Consider the following 21,065-nt stretch of genomic DNA (forward strand, 5'->3'; position numbering starts at 1 on the left):
TCACAGGGGAGTATGCGATTGGCAGCGTTCGACGAAATGCTTCCGGAAGTTTCCGGGCTGAGAAAACCGTATTCGGCTTACGATCGCTGGCTGAAGGAACAGGACCCGGCCAGACTTACCGAGAAGATGCAGGACGCCGAACGCGTCTTTCGCAAGACAGGCATCACTTTCGCCGTCTATGGCGAGCAGGAAGCATCGGAGCGGCTGATACCCTTCGACATCGTTCCGCGCATCATTTCGGGCAATGAATGGCGACGGCTGACGCAAGGCATCGAGCAGCGCGTCCAGGCGCTGAACGCCTTTCTCGACGACATCTACCATCGCCAGGAGATCTTGCGCGCCGGCCGGGTGCCGAAGGAGTTGATCGCCAGGAACGAGGCGTTCCTGCCCGAGATGATCGGGGTGCGGCCGCCGGCCGGCGTCTATACCCACATCATCGGCGTCGACATCGTACGCATTAGCGAGAACGAGTTCTACGTACTGGAGGACAATGCGCGCACGCCGTCCGGCGTCTCCTACATGCTGGAGAACCGCGAGACGATGATGCAGCTGTTTCCCGAGTTGTTCCAGCAGATCAAGGTGCGGCCGGTGGAGAATTATCCGCAGCTCCTGCGCCAGTCGCTGGCGGCGGTACGGCCGCAAAGCACCAAGGGCACGCCGACGATTGCCGTGCTGACGCCGGGCAGCTTCAACTCGGCCTATTTCGAACATGCCTTCCTTGCCGACCAGATGGGCGTGCAACTCGTCGAAGGGCAGGATCTGCGCGTCGTCGATGGCCATGTCGCGATGCGCACGACCGAGGGGTACAAGCAGATCGACGTGCTTTACCGGCGTGTCGACGACTCGTTCCTCGATCCGATGACCTTCCGCCCCGACTCGGCACTTGGCGTGCCGGGCATTATGGACGTCTACCGCGCCGGCAATATCACGATCGCCAATGCGCCGGGAACCGGCATCGCTGACGACAAGGCGATCTATTCGTACATGCCCGAGATCGTCGAATTCTACACCGGCCGCAAGGCGATGCTCGGCAACATCCCGACCTGGCGCTGCTCGGAGCCGGACAGCCTGAAATACGTGCTCGAGCACATCGATGAACTGGTCATCAAGGAGGTCCACGGGTCCGGCGGCTACGGCATGCTGGTCGGTCCGGCGGCGACCAAGAAGGAATGCGAGGATTTTTCGAAAAAGCTCGCGGCAAAACCATCGAACTACATTGCTCAGCCGACGCTGGCGCTGTCGACCTGTCCGATCCTGACGGACAAGGGGCTGTCGCCGCGCCATGTCGATCTGCGCCCCTATGTGCTGGTTTCCGACCGTATCCAGATCGTGCCCGGCGGGCTGACCCGAGTAGCGCTCAAGGAAGGCTCGCTGGTCGTCAATTCCTCGCAAGGCGGGGGCACAAAGGATACGTGGGTGTTGGATGATTAGAGTGGAAGTAGTGAGTAGTGAATAGTGAATAGATAAGGATATATGTTGTTGATGTTGGTGAAATGCCCTGAAGTGAAGCACGCGGCATCGTGGCTTAGGTTCTGGATAGTCACCATTCACCGTCCACCGTCCACCGTTCGCCACAGGACCGCCTGACATGCTTCTCGGCCGCACCGCCAACGGGCTCTATTGGATGAACCGCTATATCGAGCGGGCGGAAAACATGGCGCGGCTGGTGGACGCCGGCTTGCGCATGGCGCTAACCCGTACTCAGAACGCTTCGGAGGAGTGGAATTCGGTGCTGCTCAGCGCCGGTTCGGACGCCAGCTTCACGCAGAAATATTCCGACTACACCGCCGCCAATGTCGCCGACTATCTGCTGCGCGACACATCGAACCCGTCGAGCACGATGTCGTCTATCGAAACGGCCCGTAACAATGCCCGCATGGTGCGTACCGCGTTGACGCGTGAAACCTGGGAAAGCATCAACGAAGCCTGGATGTCGCTGAAGCGGATGCTGGCCAAGCCGATCGACGAGCGCGACCTGCCCAACGCGCTCGACGCAATCAAACGCGAGACGGCGCTGATCCGCGGCTCGTTCTACGGCACGATGCTGCGCAATGAGATTTTCGATTTTTCGCAGCTCGGCACTTATGTCGAACGCGCCGACAACACCGCGCGCATCCTGGATGTGAAATACTACGTGCTGTTGCCGTCGATTTCCTGGGTCGGCTCGACGCTCGACAACTACCAGTGGGAATCGATCCTGCGCTCTGTATCGGCGCACCGCTCCTACCGCTGGGTTTATGACGCCGACTACAAGCCGAGCAACATCGCCGACTATCTGATCCTCAACGTCCGCATGCCGCGCTCGCTGACCTTTTGCTACCGCTTCCTGACGGAGCATCTCAAATTCCTGGGTGACGACTATGGTGAGCGCCACGCCTGCCATGCGACGGCTGCCAAGACCCAGGCCATGCTGACGGCCGGCTCGATCAAGGATATTTTCGACGCCGGTCTGCATGAATTCCTGGCCAATTTCATCCGCGACAACACCAGGCTCGGCGACGAGATCGCGCAGGATTACAGGTTCTATTGAGCATGACCCCAAAAAGCGGAGACCGGTTTTCGGAAAAGCTCATGCTCCAGGGACGAGTGCGATGCGGCTGAAGATCACCCACCGGACCGAATACCGCTACGATGCGCCGGTGCATTATTTGTTGCAGCGTTTGCGGCTGCTCCCGGTGAACGGGCGGACCCAGACGGTACTGTCCTGGGCGCTGAAGATCGAAGGCGCACGCGAGGAAGTGCGCTTCACCGACCATTTCGGCAATGATACCCGGCTGTTGAGCGTCGAGGGTGAGCGCGACTTCATCACCGTCGAAGCAGCCGGCGAAGTGGTGACGCGCGACACCGCCGGCGTCTGCGGGCCGCACCAGGGTTTCGTGCCGCTCTGGCTGTTCGGCCACGAAACGCCGCTGACGACGATCGGCAGCGGCATTCGCGAGCTTGCTGCCTCGGTCGGCAAGGGCACCGACATCGAAAGGCTGCACCGGTTGATGGCGATGATCGGCGAGCGCGTCGCTCATACGCCGGGCACCACCAACGCGACGACGCCGGCCGAAGAGGCCCTGGCGCTCAAGACCGGCGTTTGCCAGGACCACAGCCACATCTTCGTTGCGGCGGCGCGCGCCATGGATTTTCCGGCGCGCTATGTCAGTGGCTACCTGATGATGAATGCAGCGATCGAGCAGGCGGCAAGCCACGCCTGGGCCGAGGCGCATGTCTCGGGCCTCGGCTGGGTCGCCTTCGACGTCGCCAACGGCATTTCTCCCGACGAGCGTTATGTAAAGGTGGCGACTGGCCGCGATTATCGCGACGCCACACCGGTGTCGGGAATTCGGCTGGGACAGGCGGAAGAACAGCTTGCCGTCACCGTCACCGTGGAGCAGTAATCTCCGCCAAGATTGTTGCCAAAGAGATTCGATGACCTATTGCGTCGGCCTGAAGATCGATCGCGGGCTCGTGTTCATGTCGGACACGCGCACCAACGCCGGCATGGATTCGATCTCGACCTTCAGGAAGATGCATGTCTGGGAAGAGCCGGGCGAGCGCGTCATCGTTTTGATGTCGGCCGGCAATCTGGCGACGACGCAGGCCGTAGTCAGCCTGCTCGACGAACGCACCAAGGCAGTGGCGGAGCGCCGTGCCACGCTGCTCGAAACGCCTTCCATGTACCAGACAGTGCGGCTGGTCGGAGACACCGTCAAGGAGGTCATCGCCAGTTCGTCGCCGGCGGGCGAAAAGGCGGATTCCTATTTCAACGCCTCCTTCATCCTCGGCGGTCAGATCAAGGGCAGCGCGCCGCGCCTGTTCATGATCTATCCGGAAGGCAATTTCATCGAATCCACCGACGACACGCCGTTCTTCCAGATCGGTGAGACCAAATACGGCAAGCCGATCATCATCCGCGCTTATGAAAGGACGATGAGTTTCGCCGAGACGGTGAAGTTGCTGCTCGTGTCGTTCGACTCGACGCTGAAGTCGAACCTGTCGGTCGGCCTGCCGCTCGACCTGCTGTTCTATGAAAAGGACACCTTCAAGGTCGGCCTCAAAAAGCGAATAACCCAGGATGATCAATATTATCGCACGATCTCGGATAGCTGGTCGAACGCGCTGAAGACTGCCTTTGCCAGCTTGCCTGATTTTCCCGAATGAAAACCTTCGTTTTTCGTGCTCTTTGATGGCGGCTCGACGAGGCGCTACGGAGGCGAAGATGAATAGCAACGAATTCCGCGAATGGTCGCTGCGAGCGGCCGAATGGGGCGCCGACTACAGAGACAGCCTTCGCGAAAGACCGGTGCGGCCGTTTGTCGAGCTGGGCGAAATCTTCAGAAGCATCGATGTCGCGCCGCCGGAAAACGGCGAAACGATGCAGGCAATCTTCGCCGATTTCGAGCAAAAGATTCTGCCGGGCATGACGCATTGGCAGCATCCGCGTTTCTTCGCCTATTTCCCGGCCAATGCGGCACCGGCCTCGGTCGTGGCCGAGTATCTGGTTTCCGCCATGGCTGCGCAATGCATGCTTTGGCAGACCTCGCCGGCGGCAACCGAACTCGAGACGCGTGTCGTCGACTGGATGCGGCAGGCGCTTGGTCTGCCGGAGGGATTTTCCGGCGTCATGCAGGATTCGGCTTCATCGGCGACGCTTGCCGCCGTGCTGACCATGCGCGAGCGCGCGCTCGACTGGCAAGGTAACAAGAACGGCTTGCAAGGCCAGCCGGTCGTGCGGGTCTATTCTTCCGGCCAAGTCCATACTTCCATCGACCGGGCGATCTGGGTGTCGGGCATCGGCGAGGCGAACCTCGTGCGCATTCCGGTCGCCGGACGCTTCCGCGCCATGCAGACGGCGGCTCTGGAAGCCGCGATCGTCACCGACCGCGAAAACGGCATGCTGCCGGCGGGGATCATCGCCAGCGTCGGTGGCACAAGTACCGGCGGCACCGACGATGTGGCGGCTGTTGCCGCGGTGGCTAAGCGGCACGGGCTCTACCTGCATGTCGATGCCGCATGGGCTGGCTCCGCCATGATCTGCCCCGAGTTCCGGCATTTCTGGGCAGGCGCCGAACATGCGGATTCCATTGTCTTCAACCCGCATAAATGGCTGGGCGCACAGTTCGATTGCTCGATGCAGTTCATCCGTCAGCCGGAAGACCTCGTGCGCACGCTGGCGATCCAGCCCGAATTCCTCAAGACGCATGGCCGCGACGGAGTCATCAACTACTCCGAATGGTCGGTGCCGCTTGGCCGGAGGTTCCGCGCGCTGAAACTTTGGTTCCTGTTGCGTGCACATGGCTTGGAAAATCTGCGGACCATGGTCCGCAACCATGTCGCCTGGAGCGAGAGCCTCGCCGCAAGGCTGGCAAGGGAACCGGATTTCGAGATCGTCACGGAACCGATGCTGTCGCTGTTCTCGTTCCGGCATCTCGCGGCTGCGGGCGCCGACTCTGACGAGCACAATTTGCGGTTGGTCAGCGCGATCAACGATGACGGCCGCATCTACCTGACGCAAACCCGGGTGGACGGGAAGGTGGCGATCCGCTTTCAGGTCGGGCAGTTCGAAACGACAGCGGCGGATGTCGATACTGCTTTCGAGGTCATTACTGAAATTGCGCGTGGCCTGGGTTGACCGGCATCATCGAGGTTGCGCCGGGGCTTTCTTGCAGCCACCTGATCTTCCTGTTCATGGCTTTCGTTTTCCGTTATAGACAAGTAAAACGAAAACGAGAGGTTGCTAGATGTATCTGTCGCCGCGTCATTCCGAAATCATCCAGATGGCCAAGGACCATGGCCGCGTACTGGTCGAGGAGTTGGCGACGCATTTCAACGTGACGCCGCAGACGATCCGCAAGGATCTCAACGATCTCTGCGACCAGCGGCTTTTGTCTCGCATTCATGGCGGGGCATTGTTCCCGTCCGGCATCGAGAACATGGAGTATGAGGCTCGGCGCAAGATCGCCGCCGAGGAGAAGGAGGCGATCGGCCGCGCAGCAGCCCGGCTGATCCCCGACAACGCGTCTCTTTTCATCAATATCGGAACAACGACGGAAGCTGTCAGCAAGTCGCTGCTCGATCACAGCGGCTTGATGGTCATCACCAATAACATCAATGTTGCCAATAGGATGCGCGTTTATCCTTCGATCGAGGTGGTGATCGCCGGCGGTGTCGTACGCGGTTCCGACGGCGGTGTGGTCGGCGAGGCAGCGGTCGATTTCATCCGGCAGTTCAAGGTCGATTTTGCGGTGATCGGCGCCTCGGCCATCGATCACGACGGCGCACTGCTCGACTTCGATTTTCGCGAGGTGAAAGTCGCGCAGGCGATCATCGCCAACGCGCGGCATGTGATCCTCGTGTCGGACCAGACCAAGTTCGAGCGCACCGCGCCCGTCCGCATCGGCCATCTGTCGCAGGTCAACACCTTTATCACCGATCGTTGCGACATCCCATCGGTGCGTAAGATCTGCCAGGAGGCAGAAGTTCAGCTGATCGAAACGTCGCTCTCCTAGAGATGCCGTTGCGGCATCCTGTCGCCAATCATATTTCGTTTGACATTCGTTATCATTTCGAAATAATTCCCGTACGGTTTCGCAAGAACCCAAAAATGCTGCAATGCGAAATCGAGGGAGGACTGTTTGGGCGCATCACCGATCCATGACATTTTCGTCATCGGTGGCGGCATCAATGGCTGCGGCATCGCCCGCGATGCCGTGGGGCGTGGGTTTTCGGTATTTCTTGCCGAGATGAACGATCTGGCCAGCGGAACCTCTTCGGGCTCGACCAAACTGATCCATGGCGGCTTGCGCTATCTCGAATTCTACGAGTTCCGCCTGGTGCGCGAAGCGCTGATGGAACGCGAGGTCCTGTGGAGGAACGCGCCGCATATCATCTGGCCGATGCGCTTCGTGCTGCCATACGCCAAGGGGCTGCGTCCGGCCTGGCTGATCCGGCTCGGGCTTTTCCTCTACGATCATATTGGCGGGCGCAAATTGCTGCCGCCGACGAAAACGCTGGACATGGCCAAGGATCCGGCCGGCAAGCCGCTGAAGCCGCTGTTTCGAAAGGCGTTCGAATATTCGGACGGTTGGGTCAACGATGCCCGGCTGGTTGTGTTGAACGCCCGCGACGCTGCCGAGCGCGGCGCAACCATTCGAACCCGAACAAAGGTCGTCAGCGCACGCCGCGAAGGCAATCTCTGGACGGTCAGGCTTGAAAACGTGCGGACCGGCGATACCGAGGAGGTCAAGGCGCGGCTGCTGGTCAATGCCGCCGGCCCGTGGGTCGATCAGGTGCTGTCGGCCACCGTCGGCTTGAACGACGTGCACAATGTCCGCCTCGTGCAAGGCAGCCACATCGTCGTTGGCAAGAAATTCGACGACCCACGCGCCTATTTCTTTCAGAACAAGGACGGGCGCATCATTTTCGCCATCCCCTATGAAGACGAGTTCACGCTCATCGGCACCACCGACCGGGACTATCCCGGCGATCCGCACGACGTCAGGATCAGTGATGCCGAGATCGACTATCTCTGCGCTGCGGCAAGCGAATATTTCGCGCAGCCGGTCAAGCCGTCGGATATCGTCTGGACCTATTCCGCGGTGCGCCCGCTCTACGACGATGGTGCCTCAAAGGCGCAGGAAGCCACCCGCGACTATGTGCTGAAGGCCGATGGAGGCGAGGGTGCCGCCCCGATCGTCAATGCCTTTGGCGGCAAGATCACCACCTACCGCCGATTGTCGGAATCGATGCTCGAGAAGATCGAGGGTTTTCTCGGCAAGCGCGGCAAGCCATGGACGGCAAGCGCGCCGCTGCCCGGCGGTGACTTTCCTGTTACCGGCTTCGATGCCGAAGTGGCGAAACTGAAAACGGCGTACCCGTTCCTCGACGCGCGGCTGGCCCGCCGGTTGACCCGGCTCTACGGCACCCGCGCAAGGAAGCTGCTGGGCCTCGCCAAATCGAACGTCGATCTTGGCCGCAACTTCGGCGCCGATCTCTACGAAGCCGAGGTGCGCTACCTCGCCGAAAACGAATGGGCGATGACTGCCGAGGATGTATTGTGGCGCCGGACCAAGCGCGGCCTGCGTCTCAGCCGTGAGCAGGCGGCAGTGCTCGACGAGTTCATGCGCGGAATAAGCCGGCAGCACGTAGCGGCTGCCGAATAGGGACGGCCGACTGATGCAGAAAGCCTGGGAGGAGGCATCATGCTTGAACTGAGAAACGTGACGAAGACGGTGGGTGCGGCGGAACATATCCGCGATGTCTCGCTGACGCTTCAGCACGGCTCGCTCAACGTCCTGCTCGGGCCGACGCTCTCCGGCAAGACCAGCCTGATGCGGTTGATGGCGGGCCTCGACGTGCCGACCTCGGGCTCGGTCTGGTTCGATGGCAAGGATGTCACCGGCATGCCGGTGCAAAAGCGCAACGTCGCCATGGTCTACCAGCAATTCATCAATTATCCGGCGATGACGGTCTACGAAAACATCGCCTCACCGCTGCGGGTAGCTGGCACGGATCAGGCAACCATCGACAGGGAGGTGCGCAATGCCGCCGCCCTTCTCAAGCTCACGCCCTATCTCGACCGGACGCCTCTCAGTCTGTCGGGCGGCCAGCAGCAGCGCACCGCGCTGGCCCGCGCCATCGTCAAGAATGCCAGCCTCGTGCTGCTCGACGAGCCGCTCGCCAATCTCGACTACAAGCTGCGTGAAGAATTACGCGCGGAACTGCCGAAAGTCTTCGCGGCCGCCGGCACAATCTTTGTTTATGCCACGACCGAGCCGCACGAGGCCTTGCTGCTCGGCGGCAACACGGCAACGCTTTCCGAGGGCAGCATCACCCAGTTCGGGCCGACCATCGAAGTGTTCCGCAAACCGGTCGATCTGGTGACGGCGAGGACCTTCGCCGATCCGCCGCTCAACACCATTGTGCTTGCCAAGAAGGGCCTGGATTTCCTGCTCGAGGGCGGTGTGAAATTGCCAGTGCCGGCCGAACTCTTCAGCATTGCCGATGCGATCTATACGATCGGCTTCCAGCCGCATCATCTGTCCCTCGATCGGCCCAACGCCGCCGCAGTGCCGGTGCGCGCAAAGGTGACGATCACTGAGATCACCGGATCGGAAAGCTTCATCCATCTCGATTTTGCCGATGCGCGCTGGGTCATGCTGACCCACGGCATTCGCGACTTCGAGCCGGACGAGGAGGTCGAGGTGTTTATCGACCCGCGCCACATCATGGTCTTCGACGAGCACGGCCGCGCCGTGGCCGCGCCGAAGCTGGCGGCTTAGGAGGAAGCGATGGCGCGCATCGATGTCAATCATATCCGCCACTCCTATCTGCAGAACCCGCGCACGGATGCCGATTTCGCGTTGAAGGAAGTGCAACACACCTTCGAGGATGGCGGCGCTTATGCGCTGCTCGGCCCGTCCGGCTGCGGTAAGACTACGCTGCTCAACATCATTTCGGGATTGCTGCATCCCTCACACGGCCAGTTGCTGTTCAACGGCAGGAACGTGACCAACCTGTCGACCCAAGAGCGCAACATCGCCCAGGTCTTCCAGTTCCCGGTGATCTACGACACGATGACGGTCTACGACAATCTGGCGTTCCCGCTGCGCAATCGCGGCGTGCCGGAGGCCGACGTCGACCGTAAGGTGCGCGAAACGCTGGAGATGACCGGGCTGGCCGATATGGCCAAACGAAAGGCCCGCGGACTGACAGCCGATCAGAAGCAGAAGATCTCGCTCGGGCGCGGGCTGGTGCGCTCCGACGTAAATGCCATCCTGTTCGACGAGCCTTTGACCGTCATCGACCCGCATATGAAATGGGTGCTGCGCTCCCAGTTGAAGCAGCTTCACCGCCGCTTCGGCTACACCATGGTCTATGTCACGCACGACCAGACCGAGGCCTTGACCTTCGCCGACAGGGTGGTCGTCATGTATGACGGCGAAATCGTGCAGATCGGCACACCGGCAGAGCTGTTCGAGCGCCCGCGCCACACCTTTGTCGGCTATTTCATCGGCTCGCCCGGCATGAACGTCATGCCGGTGGCGATCGACGGCAAGACTGCGCGGCTGGGCTCGCAGCAGATCGAACTGCCGGGCGTGCCTAAGGCCGGTGGCGGCGCCATCGAGCTCGGCATCCGTCCCGAATATGTGCGCCTGGGCAGCCAGGGCATGGCCGTCCGGATCAGCAAGGTCGAGGACGTCGGCCGCCACAAGGTGGTCCGTGCCAATCTCGAAGGGCGCGAGATCGCCGCCGTCATCGGCGAGGACGAGACAGTTCCGGCTGATCCGAAGGTGCGGTTCGACCCAGCCGGCATCAACATCTATGCCGATTCCTGGCGCGTCGAGATGGGGGCCTGAAGTGGAAAAGACCTGGAACAACAGAGCCTGGTTCCTGGTGCTGCCGGTGTTGCTGCTGGTGGCGTTCTCGGCGGTCATACCGCTGATGACGGTCGTCAATTATTCGGTGCAGGACACTTTCGGCAATAACGTCTTCTTCTGGGCCGGCACGGAATGGTTCGAGGAACTGCTTTCCTCGAGCCGCTTCTGGCAGGCGATGATCCGCAACCTTGTCTTCTCCTTTATCATCCTGGCGATCGAAGTGCCGCTCGGCATCTTCATTGCGCTCAATATGCCGAAGAAGGGTTGGGGCGTGCCTGTGTGCCTTGTTTTGATGGCGTTGCCGCTGCTGATCCCGTGGAACGTCGTCGGCACCATCTGGCAGGTGTTCGGGCGCAACGACATTGGCCTGCTCGGCTATTACGTCAACGCGCTCGGCATCGACTATAATTATGTGCAAGACCCATATGACGCCTGGGTCACGGTCATCATCATGGACGTCTGGCATTGGACCAGCCTCGTCGTCCTGCTCTGCTATGCCGGCCTGGTCTCGATCCCGGATGCCTTTTATCAGGCAGCCAAGATCGACGGTGCCTCGCGCTGGGCGGTGTTCCGCTACATCCAGCTGCCGAAGATGAACCGCGTGCTGCTGATCGCCGTGCTGCTGCGCTTCATGGATAGCTTCATGATCTACACGGAGCCGTTCGTGGTCACCGGTGGCGGCCCCGGCAACTCGACGACCTTTCTTTCGATTGATCTCGTCAAGACCGCGCTCGGCCAGTTCGACCTCGGCCCGGCGGCGGCGATGTCGCTGGTCTACTTCCTTATCGTCCTGCTGTTGTCGTGGGTGTTCTACACCGTGATGACCAATTACGACGCGGAGCGTTGAGATGAGCCGCACCGAAGAGAGAGCCGATAGGGTGAGCGAGACGACAGCTTCGGAAGGGCTCGCCAGCACGCTACGACAGGACGAGATCGCACGGCTGATGCGCCGTCGCGGCGAGGAGTCGCGCTGGTGGTGGATCGTGCCGACGCTCTACATCGTCGTTCTGCTTTTGCCGATCTACTGGCTCATCAATATGAGCTTCAAGACCAATGGCGAGATCGTCTCGTCGCTGACTCTCTACCCGCACGCGCCGACATTGGCGAATTACCGCACCATCTTCACCGACGCGTCCTGGTATTCGGGCTACATCAACTCGATCACCTATGTGGTTATGAACATGGTGATTTCGGTGGCTGCGGCACTGCCTGCTGCCTATGCTTTTTCGCGCTATCGCTTCCTCGGCGACAAGCATCTGTTCTTCTGGCTGCTGACCAACCGCATGGCGCCGCCGGCGGTGTTCGCGCTGCCATTCTTCCAGCTTTATTCGGCCTTCGGCCTTATCGACACCCATATCGCCGTGGCTCTGGCGCATTGCCTGTTCAACGTGCCGCTGGCGGTGTGGATCCTCGAAGGCTTCATGTCGGGCGTGCCCAAGGAGATCGACGAGACCGCCTATATCGACGGCTATTCGTTCCCGCGCTTCTTCATCAAGATCTTCATGCCGCTGATTGCGAGCGGCATCGGCGTGGCGTGCTTCTTCTGCTTCATGTTCTCGTGGGTGGAGCTCTTGATCGCCCGCACGCTGACGACCACGGATGCCAAGCCGATCGCCGCGACCATGACCCGCACCGTTTCGGCCGCCGGTATGGATTGGGGGTTGCTTGCCGCCGCCGGCGTGCTGACGCTGATTCCCGGCGCGCTCGTCATCTGGTTTGTGCGCAACTACATCGCCAAGGGCTTTGCCCTGGGGAGGGTATGATGGAGCAGGTCGACAGAAGCCCATGGTGGTGGGCCGTGCTGTTTCTCGCCCTGGTCGTAGTGGCCTGGGTGGCACTTCAAATCGATTTCGTGGCAATAACGGTAGGCTTCAGCGATCCGGCCAATATCCGCCTGTGGGGATTTAACCTCTCGTCCAACCTCGACTTTTCGTGGATGGCCTGGACGTGGCCGACCGCGGCCTTCTTTGGAACCATCTTTCTGCTGCTTTGCGGCATGGCGGTGTGGGAATACGTCTCGCCGGGCGGCAATCCGCGCGTCGGCGTGCTGCGCTTCGAAACGACGCGCGGCGACCGCCTGTTCCTGTCGCTGCTGGGCAGCGCCTTTATCCATCTCGCTTGGCTGGGTCTAGTCGGACCCAATCTGTGGTGGGCTCTCGCTCTCTCCGTGGTCTTCGCCGTCGGCGTGTTCCGCTACGTATAGAGGGGGAAACTGTTGGAACGGCGGCGTGCCGGCCGCCGATCCAGATCGCACTTTGAACTTTAACAGTGGAGGAAATACATGCGACGGCAATTCTTGACATCAACAACTGCGCTTGTCCTGTTGCTCGGGGCAAGCAATGCCTATGCCGGAATGGACGAGGCCAAGGCCTTCCTGGACAAGGAAATCGGCGACCTCTCGACGCTCGACCGCGCCGGCCAGGAAGCCGAAATGCAATGGTTCATCGATGCCGCGAAACCTTTCGCCGGCATGGATATCAAGGTGGTTTCCGAAACCATCGCCACGCATCAGTATGAATCGCAGGTGCTGGCGCCGGCCTTTACCGCCATCACCGGCATCAAGGTCACGCATGACGTCATCCAGGAAGGCGACGTCGTCGAGAAGATCCAGACCCAGATGCAGACCGGCCAGAACCTCTATGACGGCTGGGTCAACGATTCCGATCTGATCGGCACGCACTGGCGCTACCAGCAGGTGCGCAACCTGACCGACTGGATGGCAGGCGACGGCAAGGATGTCACCAACCCGAATCTCGACCTGAAGGATTTCATCGGCACCTCGTTCACCACCGCGCCCGACAAGAAGCTCTACCAGCTTCCCGACCAGCAGTTCGCGAACCTCTACTGGTTCCGTTACGACTGGTTCAATGACGAGAAGAACAAGGCGGACTTCAAGGCCAAATACGGCTACGACCTCGGCGTGCCGGTCAATTGGTCGGCCTATGAGGACATCGCCGAGTTCTTCACCGGCCGCGAGATCGACGGCAAGAAGGTCTACGGCCATATGGACTATGGCAAGAAGGACCCGTCGCTCGGCTGGCGGTTCACCGACGCATGGCTGTCGATGGCCGGCAATGGCGACAAGGGCATTCCGAACGGTCTGCCCGTCGACGAATGGGGCATCAAGGTCGACGAGAATTCGCGACCGGTCGGTTCCTGCACGGCGCGCGGCGGCGACACCAATGGTCCGGCTTCCGTCTATGCCATCCAGAAGTACCTCGATTGGCTGAAGGCCTATGCACCGGCGGAAGCCCAGGGCATGACCTTCTCCGAGTCAGGGCCGGTGCCGGCGCAGGGCGCGGTTGCCCAGCAGATCTTCTGGTATACCGCGTTCACCGCCAGCATGGTCGACGCCAGCGCCAAGGCGGTGCTGAACGACGACGGCACGCCGAAGTGGCGCATGGCGCCGTCGCCGCATGGCGTCTACTGGAAGGACGGCATGAAGCTTGGCTATCAGGACGTCGGTTCCTGGACGCTGATGAAGTCGACGCCGACCGACCGCGCCAAGGCCGCCTGGCTCTACGCGCAGTTCGTCACCTCGAAGACGGTCGACGTGAAGAAGAGCCATGTCGGCCTGACCTTCATCCGCGAGAGCACGATCCACGACAAGAGCTTCACCGAGCGTGCTCCGAAGCTCGGCGGCTTGATCGAGTTCTACCGCTCGCCGGCACGCGTCCAATGGTCGCCGACCGGCACCAACGTGCCGGATTATCCGAAGCTGGCACAACTTTGGTGGCAAGCTATCGGCGACGCTTCATCGGGCGCCAAGAGCGCGCAGGAAGCGATGGACTCGCTCTGCGCCGAGCAGGAAAAGGTGATGAGCCGCATCGAGAAGTCGGGCGTCCAGGGCGATATCGGCCCGAAGATGGCCGAAGAGCATGACCTCGCCTATTGGAACGCCGACGCGGTCAAGAAGGGCAATCTCGCTCCTCAGCTCAAGATCGAGAACGAGAAGGAAAAACCGGTCACCATCAACTATGACGAGCTGGTGAAGAGCTGGCAGCAATAGGGCCGTTTGATGCGGGCGTTCGCGCCCGCATCGCGATACTCAGGGGAGGCGGCATGTTGCCGTCTCCCCTGTTTGCGTGAACGGCTCCGCGCCATCTGGCGCCGAGACATCGCAGCACCTTGAATTCGCTTCGACGGGAGAGAGAATGACCGGATACATCCTTGCAATCGACCAAGGCACGACATCGAGCCGGGCGATCCTGTTCGACGACAAGATGAAGGTCGTCGGCAGCGGGCAAAAGGAATTCACCCAATATTATCCGGCCTCCGGCTGGGTCGAGCACGATCCCGAGGAAATCTGGTCGAGCGTCGTGGAAACGGTGAGGGCCGCGCTGAAGACAGCCGGCCGCAACGCAGCGGACGTCGCCGCGATCGGTATCACCAACCAGCGCGAAACCGTCGTCATCTGGGACAAGGAGACCGGCGAGCCGATCCACAACGCGATTGTCTGGCAGGACCGCCGCACCGCGCCGCTATGCCAGAAACTGAAGAAGCTGGGGCTGGAGAAGAAATTCACGAAAAAGACCGGCCTGCTGCTCGATCCCTATTTCTCCGGCACCAAGATCGCCTGGATGCTGGACAAGGTGAAGGGCGCCAGAAAACGCGCCGAGAAGGGCGAACTGCTGGCCGGCACTATCGACAGTTTTCTGATTTGGCGCCTGACTGGCGGCAAGGTCCACGCCACTGACGCCACCAATGCCTCGCGCACGCTGGTCTACAACATCGAACAAAACGCCTGGGATGACGAGTTGCTGGCCATTCTTGGTATACCTGCAAGAATGATGCCGCAGGTGAAAGACTGTGCCGATGATTTTGGAATAACCGACAAAAGCCTGTTTGGTGCAGAGATCAGAATCCTCGGTGTGGCCGGCGACCAGCATGCGGCGGCGATCGGCCAGGCCTGTTTCGAGCCGGGCATGATGAAATCCACCTACGGAACCGGTTGCTTCGCGTTGCTCAACACCGGCAGCGATCTGGTGCGTTCGAAGAACCGGCTTTTGACCACCATCGCCTACAGGCTGAACGGCAACACCACCTATGCCTTGGAGGGCTCTATCTTTATCGCCGGCGCTGCCGTGCAGTGGCTGCGGGACGGCATCAAGGTGATCGGCAAGGCCGAGCAGAGCGGCAAATTGGCGGCGGAGGCCGATCCGACGCAGAACGTCTATCTGGTGCCGGCTTTCGTCGGGCTCGGCGCACCGCACTGGGATGCCGAGGCGCGCGGCGCCATCTTCGGGCTGACCCGCAATTCCGGGCCGGCGGAATTTGCCCGCGCGGCACTGGAATCCGTTGCGTTCCAAACGCGCGACCTGCTTGACGCTATGCGCAAGGACTGGAAGGGCGCCTCGGCCAAGACCGTGCTCAGGGTCGATGGCGGCATGGTGGCGTCGGACTGGACCATGCAGCGGCTGGCCGACATTCTCGATGCGCCGGTCGACCGGCCGACAATTCTCGAGACGACCGCGCTTGGTGCGGCATGGCTGGCCGGCTCGAAGGCCGGTGTCTGGCCGAAGGCGCGGGAATTCGCCAGGAGTTGGGCGCTCGAGCGCCGGTTCAAGCCGGAGATGGATGCTTCGACACGTGCCGCCAAGCTGGCAGGTTGGCGCCACGCTGTGCGCAGGACGCTAAGCGTGCAATAAGCAGGGATGGCACCGGCTTCGCACCCATGAAAAACCCGCGCCGTTGCGGGCGCGGGCTTACAGTCTCTAATCACGACTCAGTAAGGCGATCGGCACTGCCGGCGCGGACCGTAATTGGGCTGGTAGGTGTTGTCAGAGGCACGATAGCTCCGATAATGGTCATAGCACCACTGCACATGGGCATCGCCGCGATAGACACGATTCTGGTTGTTGATGATAGCGCCGGTAATCAGCGCACCGGTGGCGAAAGCGGCCAGCGGGAACCAGTAGTCGCCATGGCGGCGATAGCCGCGACGATATTCGCGATAGCCGCGATGGCCACGCCAATACATGCCGTCGTCACGCGCAAAACTGCGCCGGGAGAAATCGCGACGCGAGAAATCGCGATTGAAATTCCGGTGCCTCCGCCACGGCTCGTACTGGACGGTCTGGACATTCGAGGTGAGCCCTTGGGCAGGGGGCGCATAGCTGGGCTGAGCGTTGACTGGCACGATCTCCGCGGCAGCGAATGAGATCGAAAGGGTGGTCGCCAGCAGGCTCGACATGATCCTATTCATGATCTTCTCCTTGAAACGCGTGTCCCTTGTCGCGGAAAAACGGGCAGGCTGCGCAAATTGTTCCGCTAAGAATCCCAAGTTGCTGATCTGCAAAGGTTCTCTCGATTCGCTGCTTGCGCTTGTCCCGCCAAGCGCGAGCTTCGCCCTTGCGCGAGACGGAGGCAATTCCGTCAACGCCGAAGCGCACCGCACGGCATGATGACGCGGCAGGAAGGTCCGGTCTGGGAGCCGTCTTTTTCCGGTTGACCGGCAGAGGCACTCTCCCTATGTTCCGCGCAATTTCGAGGGCGGCCTTTCTGAGCCCGCGGGAGCGCGTAGCTCAGCCGGTAGAGCAACTGACTTTTAATCAGTAGGTCATGGGTTCGAATCCCATCGCGCTCACCAAATCCAGAGTTTTTCAACAGGTTGCGAGAGGTGAGGGCGGGTTTTTGTGTCCGCGGAAGTTGGTGTCCGCACTATGTCCGAACAGATGCGCCAAATGAAAGGCCAGACTATGACGCCCATCAACATTGCCTTGAATGACATAGCGCTAAATCAACTGACCGCTCGACACCGCGAGGTCATGTTGGATGTCATCCTGGTCTGGGCCAAGTTAGACGGCGCAATGGGCCTGATGGTCGCGAAGATACTCAATATGCACCCGGTGGACGGTGCCGACTTTGTTCAGCAGCTCTCTACACCAAAGCGGTTTAATGAGATTTATCGAAAGCTAAGATCACAACCAGGCGGCGAGGCCGCGGCGCGTAGCATGAAGAAACACAAGCGGCAGTATGAATTGCGGTCAAAGGTGCGAAATCGAATCGCTCATTCGAATTGTGCAGGTCACCTTAACAGCAGACCGAACTGGATTGTGTTTCTGCGCTACGAAAGGGAAGGTGACGGCTTGGCCGTTGAAGTCACCTCGATCGAGGAAATGCAAGACGCTATCCGCTGGGGAAGGGCAATGACAGACTTGGCCCTCAAAGTGTCGGAAGTCAGTTCAGAGCCCGTTGTGTAAACGGGTGAGCAAACAGGCTAAGTCAGAAGCCCGCCACCGTGAGGCAGCGGGCCAAATTCGCCAAATCGGGGCAGTAGAGAGGAGGAAACGGACGAAGCTTGCAGTCTGAGTCTATATTAGCAAAATCTTGATTAAGGCACCGGCCGCCCCAGACTCCCGTACATGGCGCGGGGCATTGGCATCGGTGACGTGGTTGCGATCACGGCCACGGTACGCAGGCGGGTCACCGACGACCGTATCAGCGTCTCAATCCCCTCCTACAACTTCCCGCATTCGATCGTGGACAGCAAATCCAAGGTCAAGCGGGGTCAGCAGATCGAGCTGATGGGCGAGGTCACGCGCATAGACGAGGAAGGCGGCAAGGTGACAATCGACCTGGGACCGCTGGTGACGGTCGATCTCGGGAAGGTCAAGCCGGTCGAGAAGTACAGGCCGCCCAAGCGCAAAAAGCCGTTGCGTGACATGGTGGATTAAGGTCACTGCACTGGCCGGCGAGCTTGCGTTTTCCTCAACAAGGGACAAAGCTCGCGCGCTCAATGCGGGGAGATTTGAGATGTGCCGGCTAACGCTTCTACTTTCGGGAATAATCCTGATGATGACCGCTTTGCCAGCCGGAAGCGGCCTCATGGATGAAGGCACGTGTAAACGAGGCGCGACGATGTACGGCTTCGATCTCGCCGATCACATCAATGCCGTAAGCGAGCGCTTGGTGGCCTGCGTCAACTTTATCAACGACCGGGAGGTCGAGAACCACAACAATCAGCAGAAATTGCTCCGGGAACTGGCGCAGCAAATCGCTTCGCTGGAGGCCAGAGTTAGTGAACTGGAACGGCGGTAGACAATGACCGAACTCGATGACCAATTTGCCGACGTGCTGGAAAAAATCCCCCTTATGACAGACACGGAATTAGTTTCGACATACGGCGGCCTTGCGAAGAAATTCCCGGTTCTTTTGGATCCCCCTAATTCTTGGGCTGATAGGGTCCTAGAGACATACCGAGAAGAAATTCGTCGGCGAGGGTTGAATACTCGCTGACCTTGCGTCCTTCTAGAGGTGCTTCGCTTCCTCACGGGCCGCGCCGCACTTCCAGTCAGGGAAAGAGCCGATCGTGTATCGACGAGCGAGTCCGGTAGTTCAGGATGAAGGCACGGGCACCGGCCTTGCTGACGCGGATGCCAAAGCCCTTCACGTCGTCATCATAGGTGATTTTGTGTACGGCCCGGAGACATGGGTAACAGTTTGTACCTACGACATGGGTGACAGCCTCGTGCCGAACGCATGCAGTGGCGTTAGCCGCCCGCGCCATCGTCCATCATCGTGCCGGTGAGCGCCTCATAGGCTCTGCTGCACACCTGAGAACTCGGACAATCCTTCACGATAAGCACTGGCGCCACGGTAAGAACCGCCGCGGCAAGGATTTGCAGGAAAAGACCGACGGCGCTTACTTTCCTGCCGAACGCGCCGGCCAGGAAAAAGTAGAGACCCTGGGCCATGCAGGCTGCCGTCAGAATGCCCAGAAGCGTGCTGGTCGCTCTTGCGAAGGGCGTTATGTAGCCGTCGGGAAAACCCGACATGCCGAGATCCATCGACCATTGCAGCGCCAGCATGACACTCAGAGCTGACCAGACAAGGGCCGTCATACGAGTGAACAGCATCTGCTTTGGTTTGTTGCTCGGATCGGCCATCGGATCACGTCGGAATTGCTTGCCGGGACATGCGCAAGTTCTGGGTCAAATCAGTGAGACGTTGCCTCCGGCATGGCGTTCGAGCCGGGCGGCGAGGTCGAGCTCCAGCAGCACCATGAACACTTGGGCGGGATGCAGGCCGGTGTGGCGGATGATCTCGTCCACTGATACCGGCGTCGGGCCGAGCGCTTCGACGACGCGGTCGCGATCGTCTTCGCGCGGCGGCGGTGTTGCCGAAAAGTCGGGCGGCTCTTCAAGCGGCGATGTCCTTGGCGACCAGCCGCCGACCAGCGGCGCTATCGCACCGGTGATATCGGCGGCCTCGGTCACAAGGGTGGCGCCGTCCTTGAGCAGGCCATTGGCGCCGGCGGCGCGCGGATCGAGCGGTGAACCGGGAACGGCGAAAACCAGCCGCCCCATCTCGCCGGCGAGGCGGGCGCTGATCAGCGAGCCGGAGCGCTGTGCGGCCTCGACCACCACCAATCCCAATGCAGCACCGGCGACGAGACGGTTGCGGCGCGGAAAGTCCTGTGCGCGCGGCTGCCAGCCAAACGGCATTTCGGAAATGATGGCGCCGCCATGCTCGGCGATCTCGTCGCACAGGTCGGCATTTTCGGGCGGGTAGGGCAAATCGAGGCCGCCGGCGAGCACGCCGATCGTGCCGGTCGAAAGGCTGCCCTGGTGCGCGGCCGTATCGATGCCGCGCGCCAGGCCGGAAACAATGCCATAGCCGTCGCGGCCGAGATCCGCCGCCAGCATCCGCGCCATCTTGATGCCTGCCAGCGATGCGTTGCGAGCGCCGACGATAGCGACCGCTGGCAAGCGGAACACCGCGCTGTTGCCCCTGACCGCGAGCAGCGGCGGCGGATGATCCATGCTTTTCATCAGCGGCGGATAATCCGCCTCGCCGATGCCGACGAAGCGGGCCCCGGCCCGCCGGGCCGTCTCCAGCTCCGCCTCGACCTCGGCAATGGACGGGATGCGGACGATTTTTTTGGCGCCACCCGAAATCATCAGCTCGGGCAGCATCGATAATGCTGCTTCGGCCGAACCGAACCGGTTGATCAGGTCGCGAAAGGAAGCCGGGCCGACATTCGGCGTGCGGATCAGACGAAGCCAGCTCAGCCGCTGCCGGTCGCTGAGGCGCGGCCCGGCGTCGGGCTCGCTCACTCCTTGGCCCCGATCTTACCCTCGGTGCCGGCAAGCAGCCGCGCAATGTTGGCGCGGTGCTTTACGATGACGATGAGGCTCATCGCCGCGAAAAGCCCGGCAATCTGCTGGGTGCTCAGGAAATACAGGGCAACGGGCACGACGACCGCTGCCGTCAGTGCCGCAAGCGAGGAGAAGCGGAACAGGAAGGCCACCGCCAGCCAGACGACGGCGAAGATCAGCGCCACTTGCCAGGCAAGGCCGATCAGCACGCCGAGGTAAGTGGCGACACCCTTGCCCCCCTTGAAGCCGAGCCAGACCGGAAAAAGATGACCTGAAAACGCGCCGAATCCGGCCCAAAGTCCGAGTTCGGGCGCAAAGCGGCCTGCGATCAACACCGCCGCGGTGCCCTTCAGCGCATCGAGCAGCAGCGTGGCCGCGGCCAAGCCCTTGTTGCCGGTGCGCAGCACATTGGTGGCGCCGATGTTGCCGGAGCCGATGTTGCGCACGTCGCCGAGGCCGGCGGCACGGGTGATCAGCAGGCCAAACGGGATCGAGCCGAGAAGATAGCCGAACACCAATGCCAAGACGGGACTGTAAACCATTGTTCCCCCGAACTTTCCTTGGCTGAGCGAATTTGAAGACGTGACACCCGCTTCGT

Annotated in this window: 21 protein-coding genes and 1 tRNA gene; 18 read left to right on the forward strand and 4 right to left on the reverse strand. The window is 60.9% G+C overall.

Going from position 1 to position 21,065, the window contains the following annotated elements:
- The first annotated feature begins 18 nt into the window (after window positions 1–18).
- The 14 genes from NKH17_RS20390 (at window position 19) to glpK (ending at window position 16,015) form a co-directional block, all read left to right on the forward strand.
- On the forward strand, window positions 19–1,431 hold the full coding sequence (locus NKH17_RS20390) for a circularly permuted type 2 ATP-grasp protein (protein WP_352899001.1): 1,413 nt from the start codon (window positions 19–21) through the stop codon (window positions 1,429–1,431).
- A 157-nt stretch (window positions 1,432–1,588) separates the two neighbouring features.
- Window positions 1,589–2,530, forward strand: a complete 942-nt coding sequence (locus NKH17_RS20395) for an alpha-E domain-containing protein (protein ID WP_023674885.1) — start codon at window positions 1,589–1,591, stop codon at window positions 2,528–2,530.
- A gap of 61 nt (window positions 2,531–2,591) precedes the next feature.
- Complete coding sequence (locus NKH17_RS20400) at window positions 2,592–3,386, forward strand: transglutaminase family protein (protein ID WP_352898998.1); 795 nt, start codon at window positions 2,592–2,594, stop codon at window positions 3,384–3,386.
- Between the two features lie 31 nt (window positions 3,387–3,417).
- Window positions 3,418–4,149: a proteasome-type protease gene (locus NKH17_RS20405; RefSeq protein ID WP_254817354.1), complete on the forward strand. Its 732-nt coding sequence runs from the start codon at window positions 3,418–3,420 to the stop codon at window positions 4,147–4,149.
- Between the two features lie 58 nt (window positions 4,150–4,207).
- Window positions 4,208–5,620 (forward strand): pyridoxal phosphate-dependent decarboxylase family protein, encoded by a 1,413-nt coding sequence (locus NKH17_RS20410; protein WP_352898995.1) that lies wholly within the window; start codon window positions 4,208–4,210, stop codon window positions 5,618–5,620.
- A 109-nt stretch (window positions 5,621–5,729) separates the two neighbouring features.
- Window positions 5,730–6,497, forward strand: a complete 768-nt coding sequence (locus NKH17_RS20415) for a DeoR/GlpR family DNA-binding transcription regulator (RefSeq protein ID WP_254817352.1) — start codon at window positions 5,730–5,732, stop codon at window positions 6,495–6,497.
- A gap of 126 nt (window positions 6,498–6,623) precedes the next feature.
- Complete coding sequence (gene glpD / locus NKH17_RS20420; RefSeq protein WP_352898992.1) at window positions 6,624–8,150, forward strand: glycerol-3-phosphate dehydrogenase; 1,527 nt, start codon at window positions 6,624–6,626, stop codon at window positions 8,148–8,150.
- A gap of 39 nt (window positions 8,151–8,189) precedes the next feature.
- Window positions 8,190–9,269: an ABC transporter ATP-binding protein gene (locus tag NKH17_RS20425; protein ID WP_352898989.1), complete on the forward strand. Its 1,080-nt coding sequence runs from the start codon at window positions 8,190–8,192 to the stop codon at window positions 9,267–9,269.
- A 9-nt stretch (window positions 9,270–9,278) separates the two neighbouring features.
- The gene (locus NKH17_RS20430; protein WP_352898986.1) at window positions 9,279–10,346 is read left to right on the forward strand and encodes an ABC transporter ATP-binding protein; all 1,068 of its coding nucleotides are present in this window, start codon (window positions 9,279–9,281) and stop codon (window positions 10,344–10,346) included.
- A gap of 1 nt (window position 10,347) precedes the next feature.
- Window positions 10,348–11,214, forward strand: a complete 867-nt coding sequence (locus tag NKH17_RS20435; protein ID WP_023674893.1) for a carbohydrate ABC transporter permease — start codon at window positions 10,348–10,350, stop codon at window positions 11,212–11,214.
- Between the two features lies 1 nt (window position 11,215).
- Complete coding sequence (locus NKH17_RS20440; RefSeq protein ID WP_352478954.1) at window positions 11,216–12,130, forward strand: carbohydrate ABC transporter permease; 915 nt, start codon at window positions 11,216–11,218, stop codon at window positions 12,128–12,130.
- A 173-nt stretch (window positions 12,131–12,303) separates the two neighbouring features.
- Window positions 12,304–12,570 carry a DUF2160 domain-containing protein gene (locus NKH17_RS20445; protein ID WP_352508493.1) on the forward strand — a complete coding sequence of 89 codons (267 nt, stop codon included), beginning with the start codon at window positions 12,304–12,306 and terminating at the stop codon, window positions 12,568–12,570.
- A gap of 78 nt (window positions 12,571–12,648) precedes the next feature.
- Window positions 12,649–14,376, forward strand: coding sequence for an ABC transporter substrate-binding protein (locus NKH17_RS20450; protein ID WP_254817346.1), 1,728 nt, complete (start codon window positions 12,649–12,651; stop codon window positions 14,374–14,376).
- A 145-nt stretch (window positions 14,377–14,521) separates the two neighbouring features.
- Window positions 14,522–16,015 carry a glycerol kinase GlpK gene (gene glpK, locus NKH17_RS20455; RefSeq protein WP_352898982.1) on the forward strand — a complete coding sequence of 498 codons (1,494 nt, stop codon included), beginning with the start codon at window positions 14,522–14,524 and terminating at the stop codon, window positions 16,013–16,015.
- A gap of 77 nt (window positions 16,016–16,092) precedes the next feature.
- On the opposite strand, the gene NKH17_RS20460 is transcribed toward glpK, so the two are convergent.
- Window positions 16,093–16,572 (reverse strand): BA14K family protein, encoded by a 480-nt coding sequence (locus NKH17_RS20460; protein WP_352736578.1) that lies wholly within the window; start codon window positions 16,570–16,572, stop codon window positions 16,093–16,095.
- Window positions 16,573–16,880: 308 nt separating this feature from the next.
- On the opposite strand from NKH17_RS20460, the gene NKH17_RS20465 reads away from it, so the two are divergent.
- The 4 genes from NKH17_RS20465 (at window position 16,881) to NKH17_RS20480 (ending at window position 18,407) form a co-directional block, all read left to right on the forward strand.
- Window positions 16,881–16,956 (forward strand) — tRNA-Lys (locus tag NKH17_RS20465).
- A 73-nt stretch (window positions 16,957–17,029) separates the two neighbouring features.
- A complete protein-coding gene (locus tag NKH17_RS20470; RefSeq protein ID WP_352898979.1) occupies window positions 17,030–17,569 on the forward strand; it encodes a hypothetical protein in 540 nt (179 codons plus the stop codon).
- Window positions 17,570–17,731: 162 nt separating this feature from the next.
- Window positions 17,732–18,043, forward strand: coding sequence for a hypothetical protein (locus tag NKH17_RS20475; RefSeq protein WP_352508453.1), 312 nt, complete (start codon window positions 17,732–17,734; stop codon window positions 18,041–18,043).
- 118 nt (window positions 18,044–18,161) lie between these two features.
- Window positions 18,162–18,407 carry a hypothetical protein gene (locus NKH17_RS20480; protein WP_352508454.1) on the forward strand — a complete coding sequence of 82 codons (246 nt, stop codon included), beginning with the start codon at window positions 18,162–18,164 and terminating at the stop codon, window positions 18,405–18,407.
- Between the two features lie 452 nt (window positions 18,408–18,859).
- Here NKH17_RS20480 and NKH17_RS20485 read toward each other — a convergent pair whose 3' ends face one another.
- The 3 genes from NKH17_RS20485 to plsY are packed head-to-tail and all read right to left on the reverse strand — an operon-like array spanning window position 18,860 to window position 21,009.
- A complete protein-coding gene (locus tag NKH17_RS20485; protein WP_352898975.1) occupies window positions 18,860–19,255 on the reverse strand; it encodes a hypothetical protein in 396 nt (131 codons plus the stop codon).
- A gap of 45 nt (window positions 19,256–19,300) precedes the next feature.
- Complete coding sequence (dprA, locus tag NKH17_RS20490; protein WP_352898973.1) at window positions 19,301–20,425, reverse strand: DNA-processing protein DprA; 1,125 nt, start codon at window positions 20,423–20,425, stop codon at window positions 19,301–19,303.
- Entirely contained in the window at window positions 20,422–21,009 is a 588-nt protein-coding gene (plsY, locus tag NKH17_RS20495; RefSeq protein ID WP_254817341.1) for a glycerol-3-phosphate 1-O-acyltransferase PlsY, read from the reverse strand. The genes dprA and plsY overlap by 4 nt, the downstream gene beginning before the upstream one ends.
- Window positions 21,010–21,065: the final 56 nt, after the last annotated feature.

Origin of the sequence: Mesorhizobium sp. M1334 (assembly GCF_040317995.1) — a bacterium.
Classification (GTDB): Bacteria; Pseudomonadota; Alphaproteobacteria; order Rhizobiales; family Rhizobiaceae; genus Mesorhizobium.